General features: G+C 50.1%; 2 tRNA genes. Both read right to left on the bottom strand.

The features are described from left to right. Positions 1-345 precede the first annotated feature (345 nt). Positions 346-421, bottom strand: a tRNA-Ala gene (locus tag DIE11_RS36015). Between the two features lie 38 nt (positions 422-459). Further along, a tRNA-Ile gene (locus DIE11_RS36020) sits at positions 460-536 on the bottom strand. Positions 537-633: the final 97 nt, after the last annotated feature.

Below are 633 nucleotides of genomic sequence, written 5' to 3' on the forward strand. Positions count from 1 at the left end.
ACATGCACTTGTTCGCTTGACCCTATAACGAGTCTGTCTCGTTACAGGTTGAGTTCTCGCGTTGTGCCGTATTCCAATTGATGTCGGCTAGAGTTAGCGCTTTAGCGCTTACTCTGGCCCCACTCCCGAAGGGAGTAGTTTACGAATCATCTTGAGATACATCGATACAATCACAACCCGGATAGTTTTCACGTCCATCTCAAGACGCTTCCGCTATCCAAATTACTTACTTCTTCCAGATTGTTAAAGAACGACAGCCGATACGTACTACGTATCCTCTGACTGGCTCAATCGCCAATGACAAAGACTCGAACAATCGTCATTCGAATGTTTGTCATTGAAGATTGGTGGAGGCAGACGGGATCGAACCGACGACCCCCTGCTTGCAAAGCAGGTGCTCTCCCAGCTGAGCTATGCCCCCATGAGTACAGATTTGCCTCAGGTGTTACCGCCAGACAATGGTGGGTCTGGTTGGATTCGAACCAACGACCCCCGCCTTATCAAGACGGTGCTCTAACCGACTGAGCTACAGACCCCTGAGTCTGTCTTTAAATTTACAGCCGATAAGCGTGAGCGCTCAACTTTGCGAGAAGCTCTGGAAAGGAGGTGATCCAGCCGCACCTTCCGATACGG

The organism is Burkholderia sp. Bp9012 (assembly GCF_003853825.1).
Taxonomy (GTDB): Bacteria; Pseudomonadota; Gammaproteobacteria; order Burkholderiales; family Burkholderiaceae; genus Burkholderia; species Burkholderia diffusa.